We start from the raw sequence: 19,675 nt of genomic DNA on the forward strand, positions 1-19,675 counted from the left end.
TTCCTTCACAAAATTCTTGGACTCAGTGCACGAGCAGCAGAACCAGCAGGGCCGGCAGCACCAGCCCCAGACCCACCATGGGCCAGGTCATGGGCCGGCGCTGTGCATGCATCTTCAGGATCAGCAGACCCGTGATGCAGAACACCAGGCAGCCAATCGCAAAGACGTCTATGAACAGGCTCCAGGCTCCGCCCGTATTGCGCCCCTTGTGCAAGTCGTTGAGGTAGGAGATCCAGCCCCGGTCGGTCTTCTCGTACTCGACCAAGCCCTCCTTCAGATCCACACGCAGCCAGGCATCGCCTCCCGGGCGCGGCATGGGCACATAGGCCTCGTCTTCGCTCCACTCCACGGCAAAACCCTCGGCACTGACCTTGATCTGCTGAGCCAGCCAGCCATCCACCTCGGCAGGCAAGCCCACGGCATTCTTGTCCGCCGCTTCCACGCCCTGCCTCTGGGCTTGCTGCAGTTTTTCGAGCAAATCCCGAGGCAGTTGCGCATCACGCGATTCGACCCTGGGCTTGGACTCGATCTGCCCGGCGTGATTCAAGGTGAATCCCGTCACGGCAAACAGCAGCATGCCGATCAGGCAGATGGCGGAGCTGATCCAGTGCCACTCATGTAATTTTTTGAGCCAGTACGCCCGCTGCGGGGCGTTGGAGGAAGCCGCGGTCATTCAGAACTTTCTGGGATTGCGTTGCCGCCGGGCCGGGCCGAGCCGACCTTTGGGACATAGCGCCACAAGGCCAGGCCTTGCTTGCACAGCAAGGCGGCATTCTAGTTGTGCAAATTCTAAATGCATCTCACTTTTATTTACTTTACTTGACGTAAACAAAGCGCCCACCCAAGGCCAGGGCGTTTACGCCACCTTGAAAACTCGTGGCTGCATAGATCGGCAGGACCAGCACCACCTATCCAGACAGCCTGTCTGTTGCCGTACTGCAACAAAACGTAGATTGCCGGCACTCATTATTGAATGGTATCGAGAATTATTATCAATATCACCTAGAATCCGCACGCTTTTTCAAAAAACCGACTCTTCATCAAAAGCATGTCCAACAACCATCTGACCCCGACCGACTCCAACGGCTTGCGCTGCGAGCTCAAGCAAATCGTGATTGCCGCAGGCCTGTGCCTGATTGGCGCCAGCGCGATGGCTCAGCAGGAAACCACCTTGTCCACCGTGAATGTGGAAGCCACCGCCGACGCCAGCTTCAAGACCGAAGCCAGCCCTCAAGGCAAGTTCACCGCCCCTTTGCTGGACACGCCCAAGACCGTTCAGGTCATCAATGAAGAGATCATCAAGCAGACGGGGGCAACCAGCCTGCAGGATGCCCTGCGCTCCACCCCCGGCATCACCTTCGGCAACGGCGAAGGCGGCAACCCCACCGGCGACCAGCCTTTCATCCGCGGCATGGACGCCCAGTCCAGCACCTTTGTGGACGGCATGCGTGACATCGCCTCCGGCACCCGCGAGCTGTTCAACGTCGAAGCCGTGGAAGTCATCAAGGGCGCGGACTCGGCCTATGCCGGTCGTGGCGGCGCTGGTGGCTCCATCAACATCACCACCAAAAAGGCCAAGAACGAGAACTTCATCTCCGGCGATGTGGGCCTGGGCACCGACAACTATCTGCGCGGCACGCTGGACATCAACCGCAAGATCAACGAGACCACCGGCATTCGCCTGAACGCCATGGGCCACAGTGCCGACGTTCCTGGCCGCAACGGTCCTGACAACAAGCGCTGGGGCATTGCCCCCACCGTGACCTTCGGCATGGGCACAGCCACCGAAGTGACCCTGTCCTGGCAGCATCTGCAGACCGACAACACCCCCGACGGCGGCGTGCCTTATCTGTATAGCAACGGTGTCAACGCAGCCGGTTCAACCAACGCAACGCAACTGCCCGGTGGCTCCAAGATTCGCCCCACTTACGGCAACAGCCGCGACAACTGGTATGGTCTGAACAACCGTGACTATGAGAAGGAAAAGAGCGATCTGTTCACGGCCTCGGTCACCCACAAGTTCACCGACACCAACAAGATCCGCAACAGCCTGCGCTACAGCAAGACCAAGCAGGACTATGTCTGGACACAGCCCGACGACTCCAAGGGCAATGCCCTCAATGGCTATGTCTGGCGCCGTGGCAACTATCGTGTCTATGACACCACCACGCTGCAGAACGTGACCGAATTTACCGGCAAGGAACAGACCGGCTCCATCGGCCACAGCTATGCCTTCGGCCTGGAACTGTCCAAGGAAAAGGCCGACGGCAGCTCCGGCGCAATCCAGAGCGGCACCGGCGTGTGCACCTCGGTGTCCGACCCCTGGTGCACCACTTTGAGCAACCCCGGCGGCGCCAATGCCCCCTGGAACTTTGCCTGGTCACTGCCTGCGCAATCCACCGTCAACAAAATCGACACCATTGCTGTCTACGGCTTTGATACTCTGAAGCTCAACGAGCAATGGCTGGTGAATGCCGGTCTGCGCGTGGACCACTACAAGCTCAACGCTTCCGGCCCCGCCGGCGGCCGTGGCGCCAGCGCCTACCCGGCGTATGACCTGAGCCGCAGCGATACGATGTTCAACTACCAGCTGGGTGTGGTCTACAAGCCCGCATCCAATGGCAGCATCTACGCCAATATCGGCACCTCTTCGCGCCCCGGTGGCTCGACTCTGGGCAACGGCAGCGAGGACCTGACCACGACCACAGATGCGCTGATCAGCCTGAAGCCGGAAAAGACCAAGTCCATCGAGCTGGGCACCAAATGGGACCTGCTGGACAAGAAGCTGAACCTGACTGCCGCAGTCTTCCGCAATGAAGTGACCAATGTGCGCATCAGCGATGCAACCGGCACGTACATGGGCGGCAACAAGGAAGTCAATGGCATCGAACTGGGCTTTACCGGCCAGATCCTGTCCAATCTGAGCGTGTTCGGCGGCTATACCTATATGGATAGCGAATTCAAGAACATGGGCAAGGACGATGTTCGCAATGGCCTGCCCTTCTACAACACGCCCAAGCACAGCTTCAGCCTGTGGACCAGCTACAAGCCCATGGCCAAGCTGACCTTGGGTCTGGGCATCTATGCTCAGAGCGACGTTGCTGCCAGCTACATTCAAGGCAAGGGGGGCATCGTGACCAAGGGCGCTTCCGGCTATGCCCGTTACGACGCGATGATGGCCTATCAGATCGACAAGAACCTGAGCTTCCAGCTGAACGTCTACAACCTGGGCAACAAGGTGTACTACACCGGCGTGCGCTCGCCCCACTACGCCAATATGGGCGCCGGCCGCTCTGCCGTGGCTTCGCTCAAGTTCACGTACTAATTCATGTACTGACAGGAGCAATGACAGTCCTGCCTGCGCTTGATCTGGCGCAGCCTGGCTGCAAACCATGCCCCGAAGCCCCGCAGATTCCTGATGCCAGCGGGGCTTTTTACATGCACACTTGGCGGGTCAAGCGCATTGCCGCTGGCTCGCAAAGCCTGATCTTCGCCATCAAAACCATAGCTGGTAGCACTTTTCCATAAATGTTTTCAAGCCAATAAGTCATTGAAAGCTATAGGTATCAAACGCTACCAGCTATGGTTAATGATGTAACCCAGATCATCAACAGATAGATATCGCCTCACTTCCGCCATGTTGCTACGCATCCCCTGCCTGCTCACTCCCGATGAAGTACGCCACTGCCGTCAGGCGCTGGAAGCCGCCAGCTGGCAGGACGGCAAGGCCACGGCCGGTCATGTGGCCGCGCAGGTCAAGCGCAATCTGCAGCTGCCGCTGGACAGCAAGACCGGCCAGCAGATAGGCGATCTGATCCTGGACCGACTGGGCCGCAACCCACTGTTCATGTCGGCAGCCCTGCCGCTCAAGGTCCTGCCACCGCGCTTCAATCGCTATGAGGGCGGAGGTACCTATGGCAACCATATCGACAACGCCTTCTTCACCATTCCGGGCACGGCCATCAAGGTCAGAACCGATGTCTCCACCACGGTGTTCTTCAGCGATGCCGACGAATACGAAGGCGGCGAGCTGATCGTGGAAGACACATTCGGCCAGCAAAGCGTGAAGCTGGCCGCCGGCGACGCCATCGTCTACCCCGGCACCAGCCTGCACCGAGTCAACCCCGTGACGCGCGGCACGCGCTATGCCTCGTTCTTCTGGACGCACAGCCTGGTCAAGTCGGCGGAGCAGCGCCGTCTGCTGTTTGATCTGGACCAGAGCATTCAGCAACTCACGCAAGAGCAGCCCGAGCACCCGCGCATCGCCGCCCTCTCGGGTACCTATCACAATCTCTTGCGCATGTGGTCTGAAAGCTAGCCCCTCCTGAGCGGCTTTGCCGCCTCCCCTCAAGGGGGTCTGCAGCCTTTGCCGGGGCTGCCTTCGCTGGCTACCCCACTGAGCCATGCCTCTGCTTTGCTGCCTTGTCCCCATCCAACCGGCTTGATTTATGACTGTTGAACCTTTGAATGCCGCAGGCCAGCCCGTCAAACCGCCACTGACGCAGATTTCCGCGCAGATAGGCTCCCTGGCGGACTACGCCCGGCTGGCCCGCGAGCATATGGAGGCTCAGGCCTGGGCCCACCTGGAAAGCGGTGCGGACCAGGGTCTGACCCTAGGCCACAACCGCCAGGCCTTCGACCGCATCCGTCTCTGCCCTGAGCCGCTGGCCGATCTGTCCGCCGCGCATACGCGGCAAAGCCTTCTGGGTCAGAGTCTGGACTGGCCGTTGCTGCTGGCACCGGTTGCCTATCAGCGGCTGGCGCATCCCGAAGGCGAACTCGCCACGGCGCGAGCGGCCATGGCCATGCGCACCGGCATGGTGGTCAGCACCCTATCCAGCTGCACGCTGGAGGAAATCGCCCAGGCCGCGCAAGCTGCAGCGCAGGAGCTGGGGCGCAGCGGCCCACTGTGGTTCCAGCTCTACCAGCAGTCAACGCGCGAGCATACGCTGCAGCTGATTCGCCGCGCCGAAGATGCCGCTTATCAGGCCCTGGTCTGGACGGTGGACGCCCATATCAAGCGCTCCAGCTACCCGCTGCCGCCAGGCGTGGAGGCCGTCAATCTGCGTGGCATGCCCCAGCAACGGCAGAGCGGCGATCTGATGAGCGAGCACATTCTGTTCGGCAGCGAGCTGGCCCGAGGCGTGCCCACCTGGGACGACCTGGTCTGGCTGCGTCAGCAAACCCGGCTGCCCCTGATCGTCAAAGGCCTGCTCTCGGCCCGCGCCGCCGCGCAAGCCGTGGAGCTGGGGGCCGATGCCATTGTGGTCTCCAACCATGGCGGGCGAGTGCTGGACACCGCCGTTTCCGCCCTCGAAGTGCTGCCTGCCATTCGCGCGGCCACGCCTGCCCATATTCCGCTGCTGATGGACGGCGGCGTTCGCCAGGGCACCGATGTACTCAAGGCCATCGCCCTGGGTGCCAGTGCCGTGCTGCTGGGCCGGCCGCAAATGCATGCCCTGGCGGCTGCCGGCATGCTGGGGGTTGCACATATGCTGTATCTATTGCGCGCCGAGCTGGAGCTGGCCATGGCCCAGACCGGCTGCGCCAGCCTCGATCAGATCGCCCCCCGGCTTTTAACCACTTGCTGATTGTGCGTAATTTGGTGGCATGCATTGCAAATGCGATGGATTCTCATTTATACTCCGCCTATTACATCAATAGCCAGCAACAACTGCCTGTAGCCATGATCGTCTGTGTATGCCGCCGGGTTTCTGACCGAGAAATAGCACGCCACGCGCATGCGGGGATGAGCTTTGACGAAATCCAGTTTGAATTGGGTGTTGCCACACAATGCGGGCGCTGCGAAGGCTGCGCACGCGATGTCGTCGCCCAGTGCAGTGCAAGCCATCCGATCGCGGCCATCCACAACGAAGCGCAATCCTGCGCGTCGGTGCAGACGGTTCAGCTTGCCACCAACATTCTGGAAAGCAAAGCATGGCCCACCTCTCCGTCCTCTCAGCCGTCTTTGGCAGTCTGATTCTCGTGATGGTATGCACCTGGTGGATCCTGCGTGAATGATGCGATCCTGTCGGCGTGCCCTGCTTCCTGCGCCTGCTATTGCCGGTTGACCAGCGCTTCTCCTTTCTGATCCCAGCCTGCGCTGGTTGCTCTTCTCGTTCTTATGTCCCAGTCTGATCGATTTGCACCTGCCAGCGGCCCGAGCCGCAATATGGCAGTTGCTGGTGCTGTGGTTGTCGTGCACGCTGCCGCCCTGTGGGCCATGCAGCATGGCCTGGCACAGCAAAAGCCGCCAGAGATAGTGATTCCCGCCAGCGTGATCGCCCAGTTTGTGGCACCGCCGGCTGCCGAACCTGCCCCGCCGGCCCCTCCCCCTCCTCCCAAGCCTCCGGCGCCAGCACCCAAGCCCGAGCCCAAACCGCAGCCCAAGCCCGAGGTCAAGAAGGCTCCGCTGCCCAAGGCCATCAAGGACCCGACACCGGCACCGGCTGCACCTCAGGGGGCATTGGAGGACAGCGACAGCAAACCGGACAAGACACCGCCAGCGCCACCCGCGCCCCCCGCACCTCCGGCTCCGCCTGCGCCTCCCGCACCACCGGCCCCGCCCAAGATCGAGCAGCCATCGAGCAATGCTGCCTATCTGAACAACCCCGCTCCCGCTTATCCTTCAGTCAGCAAGCGCATGGGGGAACAAGGCAAGGTGCTGCTGCGCGTCTATATCAACGAACAGGGCCAGCCCGAGAAAATCGAAATCAAGCAGTCCAGCGGCTTTGACCGCCTGGATGACGCCGCCGTCAACACCGTGCGCCAGTGGAAGTTTGTCCCCGGCAAGCGCAACGGCGTGGCCGAACCCATGTGGCACATCGTGCCCATCAACTTTGTTCTCAAATAAATCTGCAGTTCTCAGGAGTACCCATGGAATCCCAATTCGGCATTGCCCACGTCTGGACACAGGGCGACTTCGTGACCAAAGGCGTGGCCATCATCTTGCTGGTCATGTCGGTGGCCTCTTGGCTGGTCATCATTCTCAAGGCGCTGGATATTGTGAAATTCAAGAAGTTCGCCACCCAGGCGCAGGACTTCTGGCACAGCCCCGATCTGGCCACTGGCCTGGAAAAGCTGGGTGACGACAAGCAGAACCCCTTCCGCTTCATGGTGCTCGAAGGCCGCGAAGCCTCCGCCCACCACCGCAAGACCAGCGTCCACCTGCATGACACGCTGGACATCAGCGACTGGGTGACCCGCTGCCTGCGCAACGGCATCAACGAATTCACGGCCCGCCTGCAATCCGGCCTGGCCATTCTGGCCTCCGTGGGCTCGACCGCTCCCTTCATCGGCCTGTTCGGCACCGTCTGGGGCATCTACCACGCCCTGGTGGCCATCGGCATGTCCGGCCAGTCATCCATCGACAAGGTTGCCGGCCCCATCGGCGAAGCGCTGATCATGACCGCCCTGGGTCTGGCCGTCGCCATCCCCGCCGTGCTGGGCTACAACGCTCTGGTGCGTGGCAACAAGGGTATCCTGAATGCGCTGAACAGCTTCGCCCACGACGTGCACGCCTACTTCGTGACCGGTGCCCGCGTTTCCGTGGACGGCCAGGTCTCTGGCAATGTGCTGCCCCTGAAGAAAGGCGCCTAAGCCATGTCATTCGGAACCATGGACGATGGGGACAGCGATGATGTGATGAACGAGATCAATATGACGCCTTTGGTGGACGTCATGCTGGTTCTGCTCATCATCTTCATCATCACCGTGCCCGTGATGAAACACTCGGTCAACGTGGACCTGCCCCGCGCCACCAACCAGCCCGAGGACACCAAGCCCGCCACCGTGCAGCTGGGCATCACGGCCGACGGTAAATATTCCTGGAACGGCCAGGAAATCAGCGACGAGCAGCTGGAGACCAATCTTCAGACCGAGGCCGCCAAGGAACCCCAGCCCGACCTGCATATCCGCGGCGACAAGGAAGTGCGCTACGAGCGCGTGGCCCAGGCCATGGCCGCCGCCCAGCGCGCTGGCGTCAAGAAAATCGGCTTTGTGACCGATCCCTCCAAATAAGCCCATGCTTGCAAAAAACGGCCCTCACAAGGGCCGTTTTTTATTGTGGAACCAGCATCGAACCCGCATTCAAGCAGCTCGGCATAGGCACAGACTGCTGATGGACCGCAGCCAAAAATCCTCAGATGCGGCTGGCCAGATTCCATATGAAAAATAAATGGCAGTTTTTTGCGAATGAGACTAAGTATCACTTGCTTTTCAATTGAGAATTGTTATCATTACACCAGTTTTTGATCTTAAGGAATCACGGCATGTCTGCACCGCTTGTTGCGACCTCACAGCCCAACAACCGTAGCACCTCCTCCATGGCTGCTGCAAACCCTTCAGCCGCTGCCGGCTCCAGCCTGGGCCTGGACAGCGCCCTGCTGCTCAACGGCCAGAAGGCAGTCACCATCCTGCACAACGGCACGCCCTATCGCCTGCAGGCCACCAAGCTGGGCAAGCTCATCCTGACCAAATAGACCGTTTCATCGTGGGGCGACACCGCAAGTGTCGATTCGCCAGCCAACGTCGTTGTAGAGCACCTGCCCTCTCTTGTGCTCACACTTCACATAGCCACGCGTTTTTTCCTCATTCGCAACCCGCCAAAACAAAACCCCTGCGCGCATCAAGCGGCAGGGGTTCTGTTTTGGTCTCTGCCACCGCAGTGGCAGAGTCAGCAATTACAGGCCCAGGGCTGCGATGCCGGCCTTGGCAACCTGTGCGTCTTCGTTGGCCTTCACACCGGAGACGCCCACGGCACCCAGCACCTGGCCATCCTTGACGATGGCCACGCCACCTTCGAGCAGGCCGTCCACAAACGGAGCGCTCAGGAAAGCGGTGCGGCCGTTGTTGATCATGTCTTCAAAAGCCTTGGTGTCCTTGCGGCCCACGGCTGCAGAACGTGCCTTGGCAGGGGCGATATGGGAAGAGATGGGAGCAGCACCATCCATGCGCTGCAACAGCAGCAGATGGCCGCCGTCGTCCACGATGGAGATCGTCACGGGCCAGTTGTTCTTCAGTGCTTCAGCTTCGGCAGCCGCAGCGATGGCTTTCACATCGGCCAGTTCGAGTTCGTGCTTGGTCTTCATAAGATAAAAAGCTCCGTTGGATTGTCAATGCAGCAAGCATATTCTGTACTTTGCAGGCAAAAGTAGATGCGATGTGAAAAACATTCCATCCTAAAACTGCCGCATTGCAACGGGGTATTGCAAAGGCTTCTCAAGACCCCCACCTAGAATGACAATGTTTCAACACACGATTCCTGAAGGAGGAATGGCTACATGAACGAACAAGTCACCACACTGGGCTCTGCGGGCTACGGTGTCTCGCAGCAAGAGCGCAACCGTGTCTTGCGCAATACCTACTGGCTGCTGGCACTCAGCCTGATCCCCACCGTGCTGGGCGCTTGGCTGGGCGTAGCCACTGGCATGACTCGCGCGCTGACGGGCGGCGTGGGCCTGATCGTGTTCATGGCCGGCGCCTTCGGTTTCATGTTCGCGATCGAAAAGACCAAGCACAGCGCCGCTGGCGTGCCCGTGCTGCTGGCCTTCACCTTCTTCATGGGCCTGATGCTATCGCGCCTGATCGGCATGATTCTGGGCTTCTCCAACGGCACTCAGCTGATCATGACGGCCTTTGCCGGTACCGCTGGCGTGTTCTTCGTGATGGCCATGCTGGCCACCGTGATCAAGCGCGACCTGTCGGGCATGGGCAAGTTCCTGTTCGTGGGCGCCCTGGTGCTGATGGTAGGCGCCATCATCAATGTCTTCGTGGGCTCCACGGCAGGCATGATGGCCATCTCCATGCTGGCCATCGGCATCTTCTCCGCCTACATGCTGTATGACCTCAAGCAGATCATCGACGGCGGCGAGACCAACTACATCAGCGCCACCCTGGCCCTGTATCTGGACCTGTTCAACGTGTTCCAGAGCCTGCTGGCCCTGCTGGGCATCATGGGCGGCGATCGCGACTAAGCCTCGCGGCTGCCCAGTCTAGAAGGAGTGCCTTGCGCACTCCTTTTTGTTTGCAGTAATCTGATGTCGGGCGCGGCCATCGCCGCAATGGAAATTTCAGCCATGGCCTAAATTCCCGGCTGCCGCTGCCGATAAGCAAACAAGATGAAGTCAAACCACCTTCCCCGCGCACTTGCCATTGCCCTGCTGCCTCTGGTACTGGCAGGCTGCAAGATCGAAGACATTCCGGGCCTGGGCCCTGATCCACGCACCGTGGCGCGTGAATCCGAAGCCAAGGCCATTGGCGGCGCCTGTAGGCACGCCATGCGCGGACTGGAAGACTGCTACGTTCTCAACCCCAAGGCACCCAAGGCGCTGGTGTTTGCGGGCTGGAAGGACATGGATGAATACATGCGCTCCAACAAGATCGAAGGCGTACCCTCCGTGCTGGGACAGAGTGCCGCCGAGAAACGCGGCGCTGCGGAGCCCGACAACGGCAGCAGCCGCAATCGCAGCTGAGACATCCATGGCCGCCCCCGGCCATCGTCCGTACAAGCCGCAGCAACCGCTGCGGCTTTTTTCATTTCACCATGACCCTGGCAGGCCGTCGCCGAGCGGCATCAACCTGCTCCGCAAACCTCAGGGCTGGCTCAGGGGGCGGCCAATACTTCAAATGCAATTGATTATCATTTAATATGCTCTAAATCCTGCCTGACGGCGCTACCAAGGAATCTCATGAGCACTACTCCAGACCCCGACACTGCTCCCTGTCCTGCGCGGACTGCAGCGGCCTTCAGCATGAAACCGCTGATGTTCGAGACCTTGGTGTGCACACTGGCAATGATGTCCTTCGTGGCGCTGATCGGCCCGATCAGCCGGGTGCTCGGGCTGTCGCCCTGGCAGGCGGGACTGGCCGTGACGGTGGGCGGCATTGCCTGGGTGCTGCTCGCGCGCCGCTGGGGCGCGGCAAGTGACAGGCTCGGGCGCCGCAAGATCATGCTGCTGGGGCTTGGCGGCTTCGTGCTGTGCTATGCGGCGATGTGTGTCTTCATCGTGCTGGCACTGCGCCAACCGCCGCCGGTCTGGGTGGCTTTTGCGGGGCTGGTGGTACTGCGGGGCAGCGCCGTCGGCTTTTACGCGGCCGTGCCGGCCACGGGGGCTGCGCTGGTCGCGGACCATGTGTCTGCTGACAAGCGCGCATCCGCCATGGCAGGACTGGGAGCCGCGAGCGGAATGGGCATGGTGGCCGGGCCGGGTATTGCCGGAATGCTCGCCAACCACAGCCTGGAGTTGCCGCTGTTCATCACGGCCATGCTGCCTCTTGCCGCGCTTGCCGTGATGTGGCGCTGGCTGCCACGTACCGAACATCATGCCGCGCCGGATGCCACGCCGCTGAGAATAGGCGACAAGCGCTTGCGCCGCCCTCTCGCCGCAGCCTTCGCAGCGATGTTCAGCGTGACGGTGGCGCAGGTGATCGTGGGCTTCTTCGCGCTCGACCGCCTGCACCTGGACGCCACGGCAGCGGCGCGCGCCGCCGGCATTGCCTTGGCGGTGGTCGGAGTGGCCCTGATCCTGGCCCAGTTGCTGGTGCGCAGCCTGAGCTGGCCACCGCAGCGGCTGATCAGCATCGGCGTCGTGGTGTCCGCAGCAGGCTTCGCTTCAGTGCCTTTCGCCACCACGCAGCCGGCCTTGTGGGCTGCGTACTTCGTCGCTGCCGCAGGCATGGGATGGGTGTTCCCGGCCGTGACTGCCCTGGCCGCCAACTCGGTGAATGGGAACGAGCAAGGCGCCACCGCTGGCACGGTGGGCGCAGCACACGGAATGGGAATGGTCCTCGGGCCGCTGGTGGGCACATTGGTCTACGACATCGACCCGGGTGCACCATATGCGCTGATCGCCCTGCTGCTGCTATCGGTGCTGGCCATGTTGTGGCCCACGCGGCCGACGACGCCACAGGCAATAGTGGCCCAGCACTGAAGAGCGGTTGACGGCCGGGCGCTTTCGAGCACCGCCCATCTGCGCCGAGCTGCTGCGCACTGCACCCAGGTCCAATCCTTGCTGTGCCTGGGCTCGACGGTTCGCAGCCCCATGCAGCTGACGCACACCAAGGTCGCATTTGAGGGCCGCAAGAACCATGTCCAAGCCATTGGCGCACGGGCATTTCCTCCGCAGCCTCTTCCACCAAGGGTCTGACGGCAGCCATTTCCCACAATTCCCAGCCAGTCTCATGATGCTGATCTGGATGTCATATTTTCCTTGTGGACATTGAATACAAACCATTCTCATTTATATTTATGAATTATTGATTCCATTCTTAGCTGCACATACGCGCATCCCAGCGACGAGTTCTGTTGTGCTCTCAACCATGGGGACAAGACTGCCGTGCCAGATGATGACTTCAACCAAATACGCCTTGAGCATGAGGCCCTCATGCTGACCTATATGGAAGTGCAGACCCGCTGCACGGCACAGATGCAATCGCTGGCACGCGAAGTGGAGGCGCTCAAGCGGCAGCTTGTGCACCTCAGGGCCAAGGTCATTGTCCGCGACAGCGCTCTTGCCTGGGAACGTGAACAGCGCAACGCCCTGGCCCAGGCGATGGCACTGAATCTGCTGCAGCAAGAACCTCAACCTGCAGCTGAACAGGCAACGTCCGGCGTCGACTGGCCTCTGGTCGAGGATGCCGACAGCCAGGCCCTGTCCGAGCAACAACTCCTGGAAGCCAGTCTGCACGCCGCCGACCTGGTGATTTGCCAGACAGGTTGCATCAGCGACGGAGCCTACTGGCGCGTAAAAGATCACTGCAAGCGCACCGGCAAGACCTGCCTGCTGGTGGATCAGCCGACAGCCTTGCGGGTGGTACGCATTCACCCATCAGGAGAGGATGGAAAAGTCGTTGCTGCCCAAGCCTGCATCGAGGGTGCGTCATGAGCCACGGCACAGGAAACACCTGGGCTGCAGATTTGCTGTCTGCCTGGAAGCTGCACACTTGCACGGCGCTGACGGCAACGCGGGAGCTTCGACATCTCTCAGCACTTGAACACTACCGGCATGCACAACAGCTTGGCTTGCAGTTGCTGGTCGCAGAGCCCGGCGATATTGCCGACGATGACCGCATCGCCGCTTTTGTCGTTGCCCACCTGAATCTGGCAGATGCCCTCGCCGAAGCAGATCGGCCGGGAGCAGCATATGAATGCCTGCATGAGGCGCAACAAGCCCTGATGCCATTTCTGCAGCAGGACTCCACCAGGCAGTCCCTGAGCCTGGCGATATACCGTCATCTGCCCCAGCTCCTGGCCGCACGGGCCGAGCACGGTACAGCAGCCGCAGGCGTCTGCGCCTCGACATCCGCCCCTCTTCTCACCCACCCCGCCAGCGACAGGCAGTCCCGCCTTGCCAGCTTCGAGTCCGTGCATTCATCGCTGCACTGACTCCCTCTCCCTCACTGCCAAGGCTTTTACTCATGAGCTATACCCTGCCTCCACTGCCCTACGACTACGCAGCGCTGGAGCCGCATATCGATGCGCAAACCATGGAGATTCACTACTCCAGGCACCACCAGACCTACGTCAACAACCTCAACGCGGCACTCGAAGGCAGCAAGTATGCGCAATGGCCGCTGGACGATCTGCTCGTCAAGATCGAATCGCTGCCTCAGCCGCTTCGCCAGGCCGTGCGCAACAATGGCGGTGGCCATGCCAATCACAGCTTGTTCTGGCAAGTCATGTCTCCCAAAGGGGGTGGCCTGCCACAGGGCGCTCTTGCGGCAGCCATTGACAGGGACCTGAGAGGCTTCGAGAACTTCAAGACCGAGTTCACCAAGGCCGCCATCAGCCGCTTCGGCAGCGGATGGGCCTGGCTCGGTGTGGACCGCAGCGGCAAGCTGCATGTGGAGAGCAGCGCCAATCAGGACAACCCTCTGATGCTTGGCATTGGCAGCGGCAACACGCCGATTCTGGGCCTGGACGTCTGGGAGCATGCCTATTACCTGAAATACCAGAACCGACGTCCCGAATACATCGCTGCTTTCTACAACGTCGTGGACTGGAATGAAGTGGCGCGCCGCTTCGCTGCCGCCACCCAGCCTAGCAGGAGCTGAACCATGGGCCAGGACGGACTGCAGAGCACATCTTCAAGCCAACCGCCCCTGCCGCTCAGAACCCGGCTCGGGCTGCTGATCTCCGCTGCAGGCGCTCTGGTGCTTGCATCCATGGCCTGGAAGCAGCTGCAGATGAATCCAGCAGCACTGAATGCGCTGCTGGGCGGCAGCGTGGCGGCGCTGGCAACGGCGCTGGGCGCTCTGCCTGTGCTGCTGACCCAAAATCCATCCGAGCGGACTCAGGACACTCTATTCGGCTTTGGCGCAGGCGTGATGCTGGCTGCCTGCGCCTTTTCATTGATTCTGCCCGGGCTGGAAGCCGCCAGGGCAGTCACCCCGAGCGGGAGCAGCGAATGGCTGGGTGGTGCCCTGATCGGCGTCGCCATCTTGCTCGGCGGTGCCACCCTGCTGGCCATGGACCGCCTGCTGCCGCACGAGCATTTCATCAAAGGCCGCGAAGGCAGCCATGCGCGCCAGCTGCGACGCACCTGGCTGTTTGTGATTGCCATCACCCTTCACAACCTGCCCGAAGGTCTGGCCATCGGCGTGGGCTATGCTGCCAACGAGGGGCTGCGCGCCAGCTCGCTCACGCTGGGCATTGCCATACAGGATGTACCCGAGGGTTTCGTGGTCGCAGCCTCTTTGCTGGCTGCTGGCTATACCCGAGGCTTTGCGGTAGTGCTGGGCGCACTGACAGGGCTGATCGAGCCTCTGGGCGCCGTGATCGGCGCCATCGTGGTCAGCAGCTCCACCATGCTGTTGCCCTGGGGCCTGGGCTTTGCCGCCGGGGCCATGCTGTTTGTCATCAGCCACGAAATCATTCCGGAATCCCACCGCAAGGGCCATGAAGCCTGGGCCACCACAGGACTCATGCTGGGCTTTGTGCTGATGATGATTCTGGATACGTCCCTTGGCGGCTGAACTGCGCCGCGCAGGCGCAGTTCAGGGCATGCTCGCTTATGCGCGCTCGAAAACGGCCATGGATTCCACATGCGCCGTATGCGGAAACATGTTCACCACACCCGCCGCCACACAGCGATAGCCGGCCTGGTGCACCAGCAAGCCTGCATCACGCGCCAGCGTGGCCGGGTTGCAGCTCACATAGACAATGCGCTTGGGGAACTGCCAGCTTTCCTGACCCTCGGGCAGCGGAGGCAGCAAATCGGGCTGCTCTTCGCTGGCAACGCCGGTCTGCTTGGCGCCGATGCGGATCTGGTGAATATCGGCAAGTGCCTTGGACAGGGCAAACGCACCTTCACGCGGAGGATCGACCAGCCACTTGTCGGAATTGCCGTCGGCAATCAGCATGGCTGGGGTCATCTCGAACAGATTGCGGGCCACGAAGCTGGTGGGAGCCAGCTTGTCGTCTTCGCTGCGCGTGGCATTGTTGCCCGCATAGTTCTCGTGCGAGCGCTTGACCAGTGTTTCAGAGCCTTCAATGCCCAGTACCTCGCGCGCCATGGTGGCAATCGGCAACGTGAAGTTGCCAAGACCGCAGAACCAGTCGATGACGCGCTCGTCCTTTTTCGCATCCAGCAGGCGCAGCGAGCGCGTGACCAGCACGCGGTTGATATGCGGATTGACCTGGGTGAAGTCGGTCGGCTTGAACGGCATGGTGATGCCGAAGTCCGGCAAACCATAGGACAGCTGTGTACCGCCTTCTTCCATCAGATGCACGGTATCCGGGCCCTTGGGCTGCAGCCACCACTGAACGTTCTGCTCGGCAGCAAAGTCGCGCAGGCGCTGCTTGTCGGCATCCGACAGAGGCTCCAGATGACGCAGCACCAGGGCAGTGACATGGTCGCCGCAAGCCACTTCGATCTGAGGACAGGTTTCGCGCGCATCCATGCTGGCGATCAGTGCGCGCATGGGCATGAGCATGGCATCCACATGGGGCGGCAAAATCTTGCAGACCTCCATGTCCGCGATGTAGCGGCTCTTGCGCTCGTGGAAGCCCACCAGCACCTTGCCCTTCTTGGCCACATAGCGCACCGACAGGCGCGAGCGGAAGCGATAGCCCCAGGCCGGGCCCTCGATGGGGCGCAGCAGCGTCTCGGGCTTGACCTTGGCCAGATGCCAGAGGTTGTCTTCCAATACACGCTGCTTGATGGCGACCTGGGCCGCCACATGCAGATGCTGCATCTTGCAGCCACCACAGGCGCCGGCGTGCAGCCCGAAATTAGGGCAGCCGGGCGTCACGCGCTGCGAGGATTCGCGGTGGATTTCAGTCAGCGTGGCCGCTTCCCAGTTGTTCTTCTTGCGATGGGTGTTGGCACTGACGATTTCACCGGTCAGGGCGCCGTCGATGAAGACCACCTTGCCATCGGGCTTGCGGGCTACACCCTGGGCATCCATGTCCATGGACAGCACTTCCAGCCAGCCCTCGGGCAGCGCCGGGGCATCAGACGGGACTTCGGGCAGGTTTTCGGGAATTTTGTTGTCGCGGGATTCACTCATGGTGCCCGATTGTCTCAGGCCACCCCATACCCGAGAGCCGACCACGGCAAAAAACTGCATGGGAGCCCATGGCACGCGCCCAGCCAATCGGCCTTCTGCAAGGCAAAATCAAGCCTCAATGTGCCGCCAACGCTTGGCTCACAGCTATGCAATCAGAAGCGTTGTTCTTCACGCAGGCGGCGCTCGCGGCTATTGCGCGCCGCAGCAATCTGGGCGCGCTCGGCGAGCAGGTTGACCTCGGTGGCACAGTTGTACTCGTCGAGCGAGAAAAACATGCGGGCTCCGGGGGCGAGTTGCGACACCGTCTGATGCAGGGGCAGAGACAGGTCGACCGGCGCCACATTGGAGCGATAGATCAGTTCGTTATTGGGTGCATAGACAAAATAGCAGGCAGCCGATGCGACCTGGGACCAAGCACAGGCTGACAGAACCAAGGCGGCACGCAAGACGGATGCAGCGGTCATGAACTCTCCCTTCCCTGACGGGGCTCCATGCCCCTGTAATGCGGCTATTTTACGAGTAGCGACGCCGCGACCAGGTTGATGTGAAATTTCTCTATCTCAAGAAAATTTCTTACCGCTCCGGCTCCCATGCCCAAAGCCTGCACAAACACCTTGCCGATCCCATTCAGGCGCTCGCACAATTTTAAATTTCTGTATTGACAGAAATTTCAAGCAAGACCACACTTCGTTTCATGCAACTGAGTCCTATCGCTGAACGCTTTGTGCACCACTGGGGAGATATGGGCAACGCCTGGGGCGTGAATCGCACGGTGGCGCAAATTCATGCACTGCTGTTCTTTCATGGCCGCCCCCTCAATGCTGACGAGATCTGCGAAACCCTGGGTGCGGCACGCTCCAACGTCAGCAACAGCCTCAAGGAGCTACTGAACTGGAACCTGATTCGCAGCAGCCGCAAGAGCGGTGACCGGCGCGAGTATTTCGAGACCTCGGCCGATGTCTGGGAGTTGCTGCGCACCATTGTGCGAGAGCGCAAGCAGCGCGAGTTCGACCCCACCAGCGCGCTGCTGCGCGAGCTGATCGCCCAGCCCGAATTCGAGCAGGAAACGCCCGATGCCCAGGACCGTGTGCACGAGACGCTGCGCCTCATGGATTCGCTGGGCATCTGGACCGACGAAATGCTGCGCCTGTCTCCAGCCACTCTGGACAAGATCCTGCGCCTTGGCGCCAGCGTCCAGCGCTTTGTCCGAGGCAAGGATGGCTACCGAGAGAGCGGCAGCGATTGAAGCCAAACTGAATTCTGTCAAGGCAGAAAAATGCAAAGGAGTAGCGTATGCGAGTTCTGATCTGCGGCGGCACAGGCTTTCTGGGCCGACATATCGTGAATGCGCTGGCCCTGCTGGACCACGACCCCGTGGTGCGCAGCCGACACAGCCAGCCGCCTCTGGACTTCAGCGCCTGCACCACAGCCGAGGCATGGCTTGAGCATCTGCAGGGCATTGATGCCGTCATCAACGCCGTCGGTGCTCTGCGAGACAAGCCCGACCAGGATCTGCAGACCCTGCACTCTCTGGCTCCCATCGCGCTGTTCGATGCCTGTGCCCAGGCCGGCGTGCGCCGCGTGGTGCAGGTCTCGGCCCTGGGCGCGGCTCAGGGCGGCACCCAGTACGCAAGCACCAAGCGCGCGGCCGACGAGCATCTGCTGGCGCTGGGCAGACAAGGCGGACTCCGTCCCGTTGTCGTGCGGCCCAGCATCATCTTTGGTGCGGGTGGAGCCAGCAGCCAGCTGTTCCTGAATCTGGCCAGACTGCCCGTGTTGCTGCTGCCCGAACTCATGCGCAGCAGCCAGATACAGCCCGTGGCCGTGCGCGACCTCGCCGAAGTGCTCGCGCATATGGCGACATCGGACACCTCCGAAGGTATCGTCGAGATCGGCGGCCCCCAGCCGCTTTCGACAGAGGCCTTCATCGCCAGCCTGCGCAGCCAGATGGGCTACGGCCCGGCATCGGTGCATGCCCTGCCCGACTGGATGAGCAAGGGCAGTGCCAGAGTCGGCGACCAGTTCCCCTCCCTGCCCTGGTGCAGTGAAACCATGGCCTTGCTGGAAAACGACAACGTTACCGATCCCCGGACCCTGGCCTCGCTGCTGGGGCGCGCTCCCGTGGCTCCGGATGCCATGCTGGCCACCTTGCCCAAGGAAGGCCGCCGCCATGCCTGAGGTGCAAAACAGCAGCAGAACCAACCCGCAGCAGCAAGCTGCCAGACTCATGCACGCCAGTCTGGTCGTCGTCTGGCTGGGCACGGCCCTGGTCAGCGCGCTGGACTATCTCGGGCTCTCGGGCCTCAACCACGAAGGTGCCCGCTTGCTGGACCAGGGCGGCATTGGCGATACACGCTGGCAGGCACTGCTCATCTGGTCCGGCCTGCTGGCCGATTTGGCTCTGGGCCTGGCCTTGCTGCTGCGCCCCGGGCGGGCCAGCTATCTGACAGCCCTGTTGCTTATGGTGGCCATGACCGTGATCGGCACGGCTCTTCAACCCGCGCTGTGGCTGCATCCGCTCGGGCCGCTGCTCAAGAACCTGCCCATCGCCGCCATGCTGTGGTTCCAGCTGCAAACAGGTCACTCGCACAACAGGCTTGAATCATGAATACCTATCTGCTGCTCAAGACACTGCACATCCTCTCCAGCGTGCTACTGGTCGGCACCGGCCTCGGCTCGGCCTTCTACATGTTCTTTGCCAACCGCAGCGGCTCGGTCGCGGCCCAGGCAGTGGTCAGCCGCCTGGTGGTGCGGGCTGACTGGTGGTTCACTACTCCCTGTATCTTCATTCAGCCGGCCACAGGCATTGCCATGGCCTATCTCGCAGGCTGGCCGCTCACCACTCCCTGGCTCGCGCTTTCGCTGGGCCTGTATGCGCTGGCCGGCATCTGCTGGCTGCCTGTGGTCTGGCTGCAGATCCGCATGGCGGCGATGGCGACCCAGGCGCATAGCCAGAGCCAGGCCCTGCCGCCGCTTTTCCAGCAGTATCAGTTGCGCTGGGAGGCCCTGGGCTACCCCGCCTTTGTAGCCATGGCCGGTACCTATTATTTGATGGTGAACAAGCCACAGCTCTGGGGCTGAGACGCTTGTCGCGGGCAGATCGCGTGCCTCCCGCTCAAACGCGGGAGCACCCGGCTGCCGATGGCCACCATGGCCCGGCCCCGGC

General features: G+C 61.4%; 23 protein-coding genes. 19 read left to right on the forward strand and 4 right to left on the reverse strand.

Features of this window, described 5'->3' with window-relative positions; translation table 11 throughout:
• Window positions 1-22: 22 nt before the first annotated feature.
• Window positions 23-673 (reverse strand): PepSY-associated TM helix domain-containing protein, encoded by a 651-nt coding sequence (locus tag F0P97_RS18080; protein WP_182283381.1) that lies wholly within the window; start codon window positions 671-673, stop codon window positions 23-25.
• A 375-nt stretch (window positions 674-1,048) separates the two neighbouring features.
• Here F0P97_RS18080 and F0P97_RS18085 point away from each other — a divergent pair, with 375 nt between their 5' ends.
• The 8 genes from F0P97_RS18085 to hemP all read left to right on the forward strand — a co-directional run bounded on the left by F0P97_RS18085 (window position 1,049) and on the right by hemP (window position 8,480).
• Window positions 1,049-3,325, forward strand: a complete 2,277-nt coding sequence (locus F0P97_RS18085; protein ID WP_182283382.1) for a TonB-dependent receptor — start codon at window positions 1,049-1,051, stop codon at window positions 3,323-3,325.
• A gap of 312 nt (window positions 3,326-3,637) precedes the next feature.
• On the forward strand, window positions 3,638-4,318 hold the full coding sequence (locus F0P97_RS18090) for a Fe2+-dependent dioxygenase (protein WP_182283383.1): 681 nt from the start codon (window positions 3,638-3,640) through the stop codon (window positions 4,316-4,318).
• A 145-nt stretch (window positions 4,319-4,463) separates the two neighbouring features.
• Window positions 4,464-5,591 carry an alpha-hydroxy acid oxidase gene (locus F0P97_RS18095; RefSeq protein WP_182287243.1) on the forward strand — a complete coding sequence of 376 codons (1,128 nt, stop codon included), beginning with the start codon at window positions 4,464-4,466 and terminating at the stop codon, window positions 5,589-5,591.
• A gap of 95 nt (window positions 5,592-5,686) precedes the next feature.
• Window positions 5,687-5,980, forward strand: coding sequence for a (2Fe-2S)-binding protein (locus F0P97_RS18100; RefSeq protein WP_034358951.1), 294 nt, complete (start codon window positions 5,687-5,689; stop codon window positions 5,978-5,980).
• A gap of 144 nt (window positions 5,981-6,124) precedes the next feature.
• Complete coding sequence (locus F0P97_RS18105) at window positions 6,125-6,853, forward strand: energy transducer TonB (protein ID WP_182283384.1); 729 nt, start codon at window positions 6,125-6,127, stop codon at window positions 6,851-6,853.
• A gap of 23 nt (window positions 6,854-6,876) precedes the next feature.
• Window positions 6,877-7,599, forward strand: coding sequence for a MotA/TolQ/ExbB proton channel family protein (locus tag F0P97_RS18110; RefSeq protein WP_003069935.1), 723 nt, complete (start codon window positions 6,877-6,879; stop codon window positions 7,597-7,599).
• 3 nt (window positions 7,600-7,602) lie between these two features.
• Entirely contained in the window at window positions 7,603-8,019 is a 417-nt protein-coding gene (locus F0P97_RS18115) for an ExbD/TolR family protein (protein ID WP_182283385.1), read from the forward strand.
• 251 nt (window positions 8,020-8,270) lie between these two features.
• Window positions 8,271-8,480: a hemin uptake protein HemP gene (gene hemP, locus F0P97_RS18120; protein WP_182283386.1), complete on the forward strand. Its 210-nt coding sequence runs from the start codon at window positions 8,271-8,273 to the stop codon at window positions 8,478-8,480.
• Window positions 8,481-8,681: 201 nt separating this feature from the next.
• On the opposite strand, the gene F0P97_RS18125 is transcribed toward hemP, so the two are convergent.
• On the reverse strand, window positions 8,682-9,089 hold the full coding sequence (locus F0P97_RS18125) for a GlcG/HbpS family heme-binding protein (protein ID WP_003053536.1): 408 nt from the start codon (window positions 9,087-9,089) through the stop codon (window positions 8,682-8,684).
• Window positions 9,090-9,281: 192 nt separating this feature from the next.
• Here F0P97_RS18125 and F0P97_RS18130 point away from each other — a divergent pair, with 192 nt between their 5' ends.
• The 7 genes from F0P97_RS18130 to F0P97_RS18160 all read left to right on the forward strand — a co-directional run bounded on the left by F0P97_RS18130 (window position 9,282) and on the right by F0P97_RS18160 (window position 14,973).
• Entirely contained in the window at window positions 9,282-9,974 is a 693-nt protein-coding gene (locus F0P97_RS18130; RefSeq protein WP_182283387.1) for a Bax inhibitor-1/YccA family protein, read from the forward strand.
• 144 nt (window positions 9,975-10,118) lie between these two features.
• Window positions 10,119-10,472 (forward strand): hypothetical protein, encoded by a 354-nt coding sequence (locus F0P97_RS18135; protein ID WP_043004078.1) that lies wholly within the window; start codon window positions 10,119-10,121, stop codon window positions 10,470-10,472.
• Window positions 10,473-10,688: 216 nt separating this feature from the next.
• Entirely contained in the window at window positions 10,689-11,930 is a 1,242-nt protein-coding gene (locus F0P97_RS18140; RefSeq protein ID WP_182283388.1) for an MFS transporter, read from the forward strand.
• A gap of 453 nt (window positions 11,931-12,383) precedes the next feature.
• Window positions 12,384-12,884, forward strand: a complete 501-nt coding sequence (locus tag F0P97_RS18145) for a DUF2325 domain-containing protein (protein ID WP_182283389.1) — start codon at window positions 12,384-12,386, stop codon at window positions 12,882-12,884.
• On the forward strand, window positions 12,881-13,384 hold the full coding sequence (locus F0P97_RS18150; protein WP_182283390.1) for a hypothetical protein: 504 nt from the start codon (window positions 12,881-12,883) through the stop codon (window positions 13,382-13,384). The genes F0P97_RS18145 and F0P97_RS18150 overlap by 4 nt, the downstream gene beginning before the upstream one ends.
• A 32-nt stretch (window positions 13,385-13,416) precedes the next feature.
• Window positions 13,417-14,052, forward strand: coding sequence for a superoxide dismutase (locus tag F0P97_RS18155; protein ID WP_182283391.1), 636 nt, complete (start codon window positions 13,417-13,419; stop codon window positions 14,050-14,052).
• A 3-nt stretch (window positions 14,053-14,055) separates the two neighbouring features.
• On the forward strand, window positions 14,056-14,973 hold the full coding sequence (locus F0P97_RS18160) for a ZIP family metal transporter (RefSeq protein WP_182283392.1): 918 nt from the start codon (window positions 14,056-14,058) through the stop codon (window positions 14,971-14,973).
• A 36-nt stretch (window positions 14,974-15,009) separates the two neighbouring features.
• Here F0P97_RS18160 and rlmD read toward each other — a convergent pair whose 3' ends face one another.
• Together rlmD and F0P97_RS18170 are read right to left on the reverse strand one after the other, a co-directional pair.
• Complete coding sequence (gene rlmD, locus F0P97_RS18165) at window positions 15,010-16,509, reverse strand: 23S rRNA (uracil(1939)-C(5))-methyltransferase RlmD (protein WP_034358953.1); 1,500 nt, start codon at window positions 16,507-16,509, stop codon at window positions 15,010-15,012.
• 152 nt (window positions 16,510-16,661) lie between these two features.
• A complete protein-coding gene (locus F0P97_RS18170; protein ID WP_182283393.1) occupies window positions 16,662-16,973 on the reverse strand; it encodes a hypothetical protein in 312 nt (103 codons plus the stop codon).
• Between the two features lie 230 nt (window positions 16,974-17,203).
• On the opposite strand from F0P97_RS18170, the gene F0P97_RS18175 reads away from it, so the two are divergent.
• From F0P97_RS18175 to F0P97_RS18190, 4 genes are read left to right on the forward strand one after another with little or no spacing between them, the layout of a single operon-like run.
• Entirely contained in the window at window positions 17,204-17,755 is a 552-nt protein-coding gene (locus F0P97_RS18175; RefSeq protein ID WP_182283394.1) for a GbsR/MarR family transcriptional regulator, read from the forward strand.
• A 47-nt stretch (window positions 17,756-17,802) separates the two neighbouring features.
• On the forward strand, window positions 17,803-18,687 hold the full coding sequence (locus F0P97_RS18180; RefSeq protein WP_182283395.1) for an NAD-dependent epimerase/dehydratase family protein: 885 nt from the start codon (window positions 17,803-17,805) through the stop codon (window positions 18,685-18,687).
• Complete coding sequence (locus F0P97_RS18185) at window positions 18,680-19,117, forward strand: DoxX-like family protein (RefSeq protein ID WP_182283396.1); 438 nt, start codon at window positions 18,680-18,682, stop codon at window positions 19,115-19,117. The genes F0P97_RS18180 and F0P97_RS18185 overlap by 8 nt, the downstream gene beginning before the upstream one ends.
• The gene (locus F0P97_RS18190) at window positions 19,114-19,590 is read left to right on the forward strand and encodes a DUF2269 family protein (protein WP_182283397.1); all 477 of its coding nucleotides are present in this window, start codon (window positions 19,114-19,116) and stop codon (window positions 19,588-19,590) included. Before F0P97_RS18185 ends, F0P97_RS18190 begins: the two co-directional genes overlap by 4 nt.
• Window positions 19,591-19,675: the final 85 nt, after the last annotated feature.

The organism is Comamonas testosteroni (assembly GCF_014076415.1).
GTDB classification, from domain to species: Bacteria; Pseudomonadota; Gammaproteobacteria; order Burkholderiales; family Burkholderiaceae_C; genus Comamonas; species Comamonas testosteroni_F.

Coding starts and splice junctions, on each gene's coding strand:
- rlmD (WP_034358953.1), bottom strand. CDS start 16,509: ATGAGTGAATCCCGCGACAACAAAATTCCCGAAAACCTGCCCGAAGTC.
- F0P97_RS18150 (WP_182283390.1), top strand. CDS start 12,881: ATGAGCCACGGCACAGGAAACACCTGGGCTGCAGATTTGCTGTCTGCC.
- F0P97_RS18155 (WP_182283391.1), top strand. CDS start 13,417: ATGAGCTATACCCTGCCTCCACTGCCCTACGACTACGCAGCGCTGGAG.
- F0P97_RS18110 (WP_003069935.1), top strand. CDS start 6,877: ATGGAATCCCAATTCGGCATTGCCCACGTCTGGACACAGGGCGACTTC.
- F0P97_RS18090 (WP_182283383.1), top strand. CDS start 3,638: ATGTTGCTACGCATCCCCTGCCTGCTCACTCCCGATGAAGTACGCCAC.
- hemP (WP_182283386.1), top strand. CDS start 8,271: ATGTCTGCACCGCTTGTTGCGACCTCACAGCCCAACAACCGTAGCACC.
- F0P97_RS18190 (WP_182283397.1), top strand. CDS start 19,114: ATGAATACCTATCTGCTGCTCAAGACACTGCACATCCTCTCCAGCGTG.
- F0P97_RS18085 (WP_182283382.1), top strand. CDS start 1,049: ATGTCCAACAACCATCTGACCCCGACCGACTCCAACGGCTTGCGCTGC.
- F0P97_RS18125 (WP_003053536.1), bottom strand. CDS start 9,089: ATGAAGACCAAGCACGAACTCGAACTGGCCGATGTGAAAGCCATCGCT.
- F0P97_RS18175 (WP_182283394.1), top strand. CDS start 17,204: ATGCAACTGAGTCCTATCGCTGAACGCTTTGTGCACCACTGGGGAGAT.
- F0P97_RS18160 (WP_182283392.1), top strand. CDS start 14,056: ATGGGCCAGGACGGACTGCAGAGCACATCTTCAAGCCAACCGCCCCTG.
- F0P97_RS18180 (WP_182283395.1), top strand. CDS start 17,803: ATGCGAGTTCTGATCTGCGGCGGCACAGGCTTTCTGGGCCGACATATC.
- F0P97_RS18105 (WP_182283384.1), top strand. CDS start 6,125: ATGTCCCAGTCTGATCGATTTGCACCTGCCAGCGGCCCGAGCCGCAAT.
- F0P97_RS18135 (WP_043004078.1), top strand. CDS start 10,119: ATGAAGTCAAACCACCTTCCCCGCGCACTTGCCATTGCCCTGCTGCCT.
- F0P97_RS18145 (WP_182283389.1), top strand. CDS start 12,384: ATGCTGACCTATATGGAAGTGCAGACCCGCTGCACGGCACAGATGCAA.
- F0P97_RS18115 (WP_182283385.1), top strand. CDS start 7,603: ATGTCATTCGGAACCATGGACGATGGGGACAGCGATGATGTGATGAAC.
- F0P97_RS18130 (WP_182283387.1), top strand. CDS start 9,282: ATGAACGAACAAGTCACCACACTGGGCTCTGCGGGCTACGGTGTCTCG.
- F0P97_RS18100 (WP_034358951.1), top strand. CDS start 5,687: ATGATCGTCTGTGTATGCCGCCGGGTTTCTGACCGAGAAATAGCACGC.
- F0P97_RS18080 (WP_182283381.1), bottom strand. CDS start 673: ATGACCGCGGCTTCCTCCAACGCCCCGCAGCGGGCGTACTGGCTCAAA.
- F0P97_RS18185 (WP_182283396.1), top strand. CDS start 18,680: ATGCCTGAGGTGCAAAACAGCAGCAGAACCAACCCGCAGCAGCAAGCT.
- F0P97_RS18170 (WP_182283393.1), bottom strand. CDS start 16,973: ATGACCGCTGCATCCGTCTTGCGTGCCGCCTTGGTTCTGTCAGCCTGT.
- F0P97_RS18140 (WP_182283388.1), top strand. CDS start 10,689: ATGAGCACTACTCCAGACCCCGACACTGCTCCCTGTCCTGCGCGGACT.